This window comes from Leptospira haakeii (assembly GCF_002812045.1).
In the GTDB taxonomy this organism is placed as follows: domain Bacteria; phylum Spirochaetota; class Leptospiria; order Leptospirales; family Leptospiraceae; genus Leptospira_B; species Leptospira_B haakeii.
The window spans coordinates 1-8,501 of sequence record NZ_NPEG01000028.1 but is presented as its reverse complement, the minus strand read 5'-3'; the positions used below and the strand labels follow the sequence as shown (position 1 = coordinate 8,501).

The window sequence follows — 8,501 nt, the reverse complement described above, 5'->3', positions numbered from 1 at the left end:
GACAACGTACGTATTTCTCGGATTAAATGGGTATAGTATAGAAGTGCCAGAAGAAGAAGTCGTATCGATTATGCTTCGAGTTGCAGATGGAAGCATAGATGAAATCAATCTATCGACTTGGTTAAAAGATAGTTCGAATCCTCGTAAGTAGGTGCTCGACGTCGGCTAACTATCGGCTCTGACGCATCGCTTCGAGATGCTTCGCACTCTCGCTTGGCCTTCGGCACATTTCGCTTTGTCACTCGCCTTGCAGGGCAAGTCTCGCGCCAAGTCCTTGCGGACTCGCGAAACGTCGTCAAGCCTTGTTCGTTAGGCGTCATTCTGGCAAAATTATTCTTACGAGATTATAGTAAGTTGACCTACAGATAATTTCCGGCATCAAAACTAAATTGTACATCTATCGAAGGTCAGACTAATTTTTACTATGGATTTTTTGATAAAGTCAGATATAAGCGCCGCATCACTTCGTTTTTACGACTTCAATGGTGAGGACCTTTCCGCTGAGATTACATCACCATTTTATTCAGCTCATCTCACCTTCACGACTTATATGGATAGCTATGGGATCCTTAATTTTTTCCAAAAGATGGCACAATACTGGGATGGTTGGAATGGAAATTTTTCTTGGGAATCTCTTGAGGGTCAATGCGTTTTGTCAGCTAAGACCGACATGCTAGGTCACATATCCTTGCAGGTGCAATTAATGGATGATTTTGGTAAAGAGGAAAGCTGGACCTTATCAGCTACTCTTACTATTTATGCTGGACAACTTGAAAACCTTGCACGTGAAGCATCGGTCTTTTTTAAGAAGGACAATGGACAGTGATTCATCTGTACAAAAAACATTTGAGCAGTTAGCGAAATAAATGTAAAGGACTCCAGTAGTGTTTGCCAGAACGAACGCCTAACTATCGGCTCTGACGCAGCGCTTCGAGATGCTTGCGCACTCTCGCTTGGCCTTCGGCACATTGGCTTCAGTCACGACCTTTGCAAAGCAAAAGGTCGCGCCTGTCCCTTACGCCTCTTCGAGACTCAGGGATCGCCAACGTCGTCAAGCCTTGGTCGTTAGACGCAATTTTTAAAATATGAAGAAAATCAAAAATTTATTCTCTGAAAGAAAGAAATTAATAAAAGTCGAGAATAGTATTCAGGTGAATTCTATTTCGATTGAATCCAAAAATATTATCTGGAGCCTTCTCTCAGAAAATATTTTTTCCCATGTACAATCCAAGCTGGGTAATATGTACGACAAAACGAACTATTTCTTTCCTTTAGCAGAAAACATATGGATAAAGAATTTTTTTAAATACTTTTGGCTAAGAATTGAAAAAAGGCCAATTGATGAGCTTGAAAGCGATTGGAATAGATTTTATAATCTAATTAGAAATAGGTTTTTTGGATCGAAATGGGATTTTATTTATACATTTATCGAAATCGTCTTTAAGACTATTGAAGGAGAAGATCTAATAAACCATATTAGATTAAGATTAAATGAAGCTTTTGAAGATGAGAATATTCCATATCGAATAATTGGAAGTTTGGTTACTGATATTACAGACCAGGAAGAGATAGACTCTCTAAATGAAGCCCTCCAAAGTCCTTTCGGTGGTGTCGAGGAACATTTTAGTAGAGCAATGGAGTTGCTTTATTCCAAAAGTTCTCCTGACTATAGAAATTCTATAAAAGAGTCCATTTCTGCAGTCGAAGCTATTTGTAAAATTATTGCAAATTCCGAAAAAGCAACACTATCTGACGCATTAAGAATTATTTCGAAAAAACATAAGATTCACCAATCTTTAGAATCAGGTTTAAACAAAATATACGGATATAGCAGTGATGAAAAGGGAATTAGGCATGCATTGTTGGATGAGTCACAGATAGATTTTGCAGAGGCCAAATTTATGTTAGTCTCTTGTTCAGCATTTTATAATTATATCAAATTGCTATCTATATAAAAACTGCGTCTAACTGTCGGCTCTGACGCTTCGCTTCGAGATGCTTCGCACTCTCGCTTGGCCTTCGGCACATTGGCTTCAGTCACGCCTTTTGCAAAGCAAAAGATCGTGCCTGACCCTAACGCCTCTTCGAGGCTCAGGGTTTCGCCAACGTCGTCAAGCCTTGTTCGTTAGGCGAAACTGCTTAATTTTTTTGTTAAATTATTATTTTAAAATATCAGGAAGTAAAATGGTTAAATTAAATATTATAGTGATTGTTTCTTTGAGTTTTCTATTCTCATCGGAAGTAAATTCAGAAGAAGTTAGAAAAGTAATTAAATTCGATCGAGAGGATTATGTAATAGTTTTCTCTAATGAAACTGGCTCAAATTTAATTAAGGAATACTTAAGAAAGAATGATTCGCTAGAAAAATGGAATAAAATGATCACGATATTTGATTGGAAGAATGTTTCTCAAGTGAATGAAATATTGCCCAAATATTTGGAGCAGGTTATTACTCCTAATTCTATTAGGAAGCCAAACATACTTAAAAATACAAAGAGTGGCTATAAAGAAGACTACATCTTTGAATTCTTTCTTTCGACTGCATCAGGCGATTATATTGAGTATAATCTCCATCGAATGATCACTACAAATGATAACAAAGTGATTTCTTTTATATTTGCATTAAAGATCACTATGACAGGGGATAAGCAGGTAGATTCAGCTAATGTAAAGAATGCACTGGAGCCGAATCGTATTAACTGGCTTGCTGAAATCGGAAGTATTGGATTAGAGTAAGATTGTTAGTTTTACATACAACGCAGCTTCGCCTAACTATCGGCTCTGACGCAGCGCTTCGAGATCGCTACGCGACTCTCGCTCGGCCTTCGGCACATTTTGTTTCCGTCACTTCGTTTGCATGCGCAAACTCGTGCCGTCACAAAACGTCGTCAAGCCTTGGTCGTTAGACGCAATTGTGCCCAAAACTTTCTTAAACTGATGAAACATTCAATTCTACTCTTTTTGATAGTATCCTTTGAATTTTGTGCTCCAAGTATAGAAGAGTTGAACATAAAAGGCAGTGTATATTTTCGGATGGTAGATATTTTTTTGCCACCCGCTGATCATTTTGAAATATTTAAAGAGAGGAACCTTCAAGAAAAGTTAAATAAAGATTTGTATGGAGAGATAGATACTGGCAGTGTTCTTAAATCGTCCGAGGTTTTTGAGAGTGTTTTGGTGCTTGAGGATAATTCTGAAAAAATTGTTCGAATAATTATTCCGAAATATTTGAAAAAAGAAATTTGGAAAATTAAACCATTTGAGTTAAAGAGAAAAGGCGAAAAGTTGGTATTTGATTTTAATGTTCTAAACTATAAAGATGTATATATTTTAAACTCAATAAATAAGTTAGAATATCAAAAGGGCGAAGTTCCGATTTCCAAGTAAAGGGGCACAACTGCGTCTAACTATCGGCTCTGACGCATCGCTTCGGGTTCGCAAGCGACCCTCGCTTGGCCTTCGGCACATTTCGCTTTGTCACTCGCCTTGCATGGCAAGTCTCGCGCCAAGTCCGTACGGACTCGCGAAACGTCGTCAAGCCTTGGTCGTTAGACGACAGTAGCTATTAATTTATTGTTCTCAAAAATATTTATTCATAAACAAGAGTTTCACAGATAAGTATGCAAAAATATTCAAAAGTAATAGCGTATTCAGGAAATGATATTAAGCACACATTTAGTTTAAGTGTAGGAATAATTTTGCTACTAATTTCATTTATCTTATTTGTAGGAAGAGCAAAAGGGATTATATTATCTGTTACTTTTTTCTCAGGTCTTTTTTTGATCTCCTATGCAATCTTTAGATTAAATGATAGGAAAAGATGGATTGTAACTTCAAATAATGATTCAATTCAATTATTTGAAATCTCTGGAATAAATAAGTCTATCAAATTGACTGAGATAGAAAAGTTTTATTTTGGAGGGGTGAACGAATCTTCAAAATCAATACTGAAATTGTATCTCCAAAGAAATGAAAGTATTCGTATTGTTGGAGATCTCTTTGAAAGTGATATAAAACAGCTTTATCAATTCTTGAAATCATATTCAGAAGTTAATCCAATATTAAGGGAAATCGAGAGTCCTGTTAAATTAACAGCGCAGTGGTTGGTTGGCTTTATGCTTGGAGCTCCTCTGTTCATCCTTTTGTATATATTAGCCAAAGCCATATTTGTTAAATAAGCTACCGTCGTCTAACTATCGGCTCTGACGCTTCGCTTCGAGATTGCTTCGCAACTCTCGCTTGGCCTTTGGCACATTTCGCTTTGTCACTCGCCTTGCAGGGCAAGCCTCGCGCCAAGTGCTTACGCACCCGCGAAACGTCGTCAAGCCTTGGTCGTTATGCGAAAGTTTGAACAATGAACCGAATAAGAGAAAAAGATATTTATATCTATGATTACATGGACTTAATTTTTGTTAAATGTCCTAAGTGTAAATCAAGAGCTAAAATATCAAATAATCGTGTAAAATGTGAAAGCTGTGATTTTGTAAAATCAAGATCGGAGAACCCATGGTATGGAACTTATAGTTTACATGTTCCGCGTTGCCCGAATTGTGGGAATAGATCTTACTATTCGAAACATAATGTAAAACTGAAAAACCCTAATTTAGTTGTGAAAAGGATTCTCTGCTCTGGCTGTAAAAAAGCTAGCGTTATCAAAGTGGAAGTCTCGCGAGAGACAGTAAAATTTGGAATAGATCCTATTTTTGGCTTATCTCTTTGGCTACATGTAGTGGTGAGCAACGAAGATCTTTGGTTTTATAATTATACACACATGCAGGATATCAAAAATTATATTAGTGCTGATATTCGTGAAAAATTGCATACTAAGGCTAAAACAATGTTTACCAAACTGCCCAAATGGATGAAGTCTGCGAAGTATCGTCTTAAAGTGCTAGAACTTATTGAGAAATTGGAAAAAAAGTAAGTAAGGTTCAAACCTTCGCATAACTATCGGCTCTGACGCATCGCTTCGAGATTGCTACGCAACTCTCGCTTGGGCTTCGCCACATTTCGCTTTGTCACTCGCCTTGCGGTGGCAAGTCTCGCGCCAAGTCCTTACGGACTCGCGAAACGTCGTCAAGCCTTGGTCGTTAGGCGTAATAGGTATAAAAATGGTTAATAAAAGAAAAATTATCGCGATTTTAGTGGTTCTTCTTTCTTGTAATACGGGAAATCAAAGAAAGGAAAGGTTAATTTCAATCGAGAAAGTAATCAAAGAGAATATGTTTCTGGAAAGTTCGGGAATTCATGCTTTATCTTTAAAATTTAATGAGAAAAATTCTTATGAATTTGGATATGGCTCTGAAGGCTGGTATTGGTCAAATACCGGCAGTTATTCGGTTGTTGAAGGGAGCATCATTTTAAAAGCTAAATTTTGCGGATTTGATGAAAAGCAGAAGCGGCCTTGTTCAGAGACATTTGGAGATGGGAGTTGCGATATCGAAAAAACTCCTCTCGATATTGAATATGAATACTCGTTTGTTTGTAAATCGAAGCATAAGTTTAAGATTTACATGGATAATGGTAAACCATCGGATACTATTTCATTTCCAATAAAGCAATTTCTTAATCCAATTGGAAGTGAAAGAACTTATAAAAATTATAAAATTATAACACTTGGAAATGTAACAGGTGTGGTAACAGATTCCGTAGTTTTAAGGACAGGTCCGGGAATTAATTATCCGAAGAGAGATTACGTTGTAAATGTTTATGATGGACCTTATTTAAAGAGTCTTCCAAAAGAGACGAAGGTCATAATACATGGTCGCACTGTTGAAAAGGAAAAAGTTAAAGATTGGGAAAACTATTGGCTCTTAATAAGTGTGGGAGATACAGATAAAGCCTGGGCTTATGGACAGTTTTTTTCTTATTGATTATACCTACTACGCCTAACTATCGGCTCTGACGCATCGCTTCGAGATTGCTATCGCAACTCTCGCTTGGCCTTCGGCACATTGGCTTCAGTCACGCCTTTTGCTTTCGCAAAAGATCGCGCCTGTCCCTAACGTCTCTTCGAGACTCAGGGATCGCCAACGTCGTCAAGCCTTGGTCGTTATGCGAAACGGGCAAAATTTGTTTTCAATATAAAAGAATACATTGAAATGGTTCTTCTGTATTAATGATTTATGGATATTTTCCTATTATTATATGTACTTTTCTTTTTCTTAGTGCCATGGATAATTTGTGCCTTTGCACTGGCAAAAATGATAATAAAGCTCTATTCTATAGAGAACGGCATAAATGTATTTGGAAAGCCTGATATTCGAAAAATAAGAAATTCAAGTCCTGATTTTAATAAAGTATATTTAAATACTATTAGATGGTTTCTCATTACATTAATATCTTGGATAGTCGGCTTTTCGGGCTTGTTCTTGATAGTTCAGGTTTTCTAAGATTAGAAAATTATATTCCGTTTAAATTTATCCGCGAAAAAAAATTAAGATAACTGCCCGCATCGCATAACTGTCGGTGCTTCCGCTGCGCTCGGAGCTCGCTAACGCGACTCACTCGCTCGGGCTACGCCACATTTACTCAGTCACTCGAATTGCAGAGCAATTCTTGTGCCTGTCTTCGCTTCGCTCAGCGCGTAAACGTCGGAACACCTTGGTCGTTAGGCGAAATGTGGGGCAAATGTATCCTTTGATATGAATTTTAATTCGTGGTATTTATTTTTAATTTTAGCAAAATTTCACGATAAACGGATCAAAATCTTTGTATTGACATTCGGCACACGTCTAATATTGTAGATAGGTGATCTTTGATTGGGATAATCAAAAGAACGAAACTCTAAAGGCTGAGCGAAATATAAGCTTTGAAAGGGTAGTTGTTGAGATTGAATCTGGATCAGTCTTGGATATCTTAAAGCATCCGAATCTGAAGAAATATCCTAATCAAATCATAATAATTATAGAAATTGATAATTATGCTTGGGTGGTTCCTACAATTGAAAACAAGGATACTTTTTTCTTAAAAACAGCATATCCTTCAAGGAAATACACTAACTTGTATTTGCCGGAGGCAAATTTATGAAATATAAACTTAGCCAAGAAGAGAAAGATTTAGAATCTTCAATTGACCGAAATGAATGGAAATCGGTTGATAATAAAGCTCAATATTTAAAAAAATTCAAGTCAGCAGCCAAGAATACTCTACTAAAAGATAAGAGAATGAATATCAGGATAGCTGGTAAAGATATTCAATTATTGAAAACTAAAGCATTGGAGATAGGTATTCCTTATCAGACTTTGGTTTCAAGTATACTACATCAGTATGTAACTGGTAAGTTAACAGAGCGGTAGTAATAAAGCCCCACACTTCGCCTAACTATCGGCTCTGACGCTACGCTTCGAGATTGCTTACACAACTCTCGCTTGGGCTTCGCCACATTTCGCTTTGTCACTCGTTTTGCTGAGCAAAACTCGCGCCAAGTCCTTCGGACTCGCGAAACGTCGTCAAGCCTTGTTCGTTAGGCGAAATTCTGAGGAAATTTCTTTGAAAAAAATATCTTTTTATCTTCTTTTTACTGGAATTCTTTGTCTTGCATTCAACGGTTATTTAGCTGCTGAAAATACAAAGATATTCGGATCAGGTAAGCGAATGACTTCTAACTTGCGATCAGCAATTCTGACGGAGAATGTTCCAGAGGTTATTCGAAAGAAATATGGAAATGCTAAAGTCTATTCTCTTGATCTTGAAAGATTTCAACACGTTGTATTGATTAGGAAGCCTTTGAATAAAGGTGTTTGTTATTACAATTTGGAAAACAAATTAGATTTGTGTTCAGCCGATCCAGTATTGGCAGATGGATTCAAATATTTTTGGTATTTAGATCTTAAGAAAGATAGCTTAATTTATATATTCGAATTTTTCGGCGACGAAGACTATAGCGATTACAAGCTCACATATTTAAATACGCAAACTATGAAACAGAAAGTCTTATTCTATGTGGCACCCATTATAAAAAAGGAGAAGAACCTTCATTGGGGATATCCTTGGGACATTGTTGATATAATTTTATCTAGGAAAGAGAACGATTTGCTATTAAATGCAACTTTTAAACATAAGATCGATGTTTCTGAAGCTGGAGACTACTTAGATAAGACAGCAAAAATTCCAGCTATCTTCTTTACAGGTGTTCCAACTCAGGAGACAGATATGAAAAGTGAAGTTCAAGAAACAAAGTCATTTTTTACAGTAGAGAGTCTGAGTAGAATTGCTCGCAATGTTAAAAGTCCCTAAAACTCAGAACTTCGCCTAACTGTCGGCTCTGACGCTTCGCTTCGAGATCGCTTTCGCGACTCTCGCTTGGCCTTCGGCACATTGGCTCCAGTCACGACTTTTGCTTTTGCAAAAGATCGCGCCTGACCCTAACGCCTCTTCGAGGCTCAGGGATCGCCAACGTCGTCAAGCCTTGGTCGTTATGCGCCATGACAAAGGAATTTAAACTAATTTAAAACTATGAAAGATTTTATCGGATTTACTCCAAATCAATTGCACGGAAG

General features: G+C 37.2%; 10 protein-coding genes. All 10 read left to right on the top strand.

What is annotated here, in order from left to right:
- Window positions 1-424 precede the first annotated feature (424 nt).
- The 10 genes from CH377_RS19470 to CH377_RS19420 all read left to right on the top strand — a co-directional run bounded on the left by CH377_RS19470 (window position 425) and on the right by CH377_RS19420 (window position 8,238).
- Entirely contained in the window at window positions 425-826 is a 402-nt protein-coding gene (locus CH377_RS19470) for a DUF6228 family protein (protein ID WP_100725394.1), read from the top strand.
- A 259-nt stretch (window positions 827-1,085) separates the two neighbouring features.
- Window positions 1,086-1,955, top strand: coding sequence for an AbiJ-NTD4 domain-containing protein (locus CH377_RS19465; protein ID WP_100725393.1), 870 nt, complete (start codon window positions 1,086-1,088; stop codon window positions 1,953-1,955).
- Between the two features lie 229 nt (window positions 1,956-2,184).
- Entirely contained in the window at window positions 2,185-2,736 is a 552-nt protein-coding gene (locus CH377_RS19460; protein WP_165780469.1) for a hypothetical protein, read from the top strand.
- A gap of 99 nt (window positions 2,737-2,835) precedes the next feature.
- Window positions 2,836-3,387, top strand: a complete 552-nt coding sequence (locus tag CH377_RS19455) for a hypothetical protein (RefSeq protein ID WP_125172197.1) — start codon at window positions 2,836-2,838, stop codon at window positions 3,385-3,387.
- Between the two features lie 233 nt (window positions 3,388-3,620).
- The gene (locus tag CH377_RS19450) at window positions 3,621-4,178 is read left to right on the top strand and encodes a hypothetical protein (protein WP_100725390.1); all 558 of its coding nucleotides are present in this window, start codon (window positions 3,621-3,623) and stop codon (window positions 4,176-4,178) included.
- A 176-nt stretch (window positions 4,179-4,354) separates the two neighbouring features.
- Window positions 4,355-4,924 carry a hypothetical protein gene (locus tag CH377_RS19445; RefSeq protein WP_100725389.1) on the top strand — a complete coding sequence of 190 codons (570 nt, stop codon included), beginning with the start codon at window positions 4,355-4,357 and terminating at the stop codon, window positions 4,922-4,924.
- Between the two features lie 187 nt (window positions 4,925-5,111).
- Window positions 5,112-5,873 (top strand): SH3 domain-containing protein, encoded by a 762-nt coding sequence (locus CH377_RS19440; RefSeq protein ID WP_100725388.1) that lies wholly within the window; start codon window positions 5,112-5,114, stop codon window positions 5,871-5,873.
- Between the two features lie 877 nt (window positions 5,874-6,750).
- Complete coding sequence (locus CH377_RS19890; RefSeq protein ID WP_100725386.1) at window positions 6,751-7,029, top strand: BrnT family toxin; 279 nt, start codon at window positions 6,751-6,753, stop codon at window positions 7,027-7,029.
- On the top strand, window positions 7,026-7,298 hold the full coding sequence (locus CH377_RS19425) for an antitoxin (protein WP_100725385.1): 273 nt from the start codon (window positions 7,026-7,028) through the stop codon (window positions 7,296-7,298). The genes CH377_RS19890 and CH377_RS19425 overlap by 4 nt, the downstream gene beginning before the upstream one ends.
- A 193-nt stretch (window positions 7,299-7,491) precedes the next feature.
- Window positions 7,492-8,238, top strand: coding sequence for a hypothetical protein (locus CH377_RS19420; RefSeq protein ID WP_125172194.1), 747 nt, complete (start codon window positions 7,492-7,494; stop codon window positions 8,236-8,238).
- Window positions 8,239-8,501: the final 263 nt, after the last annotated feature.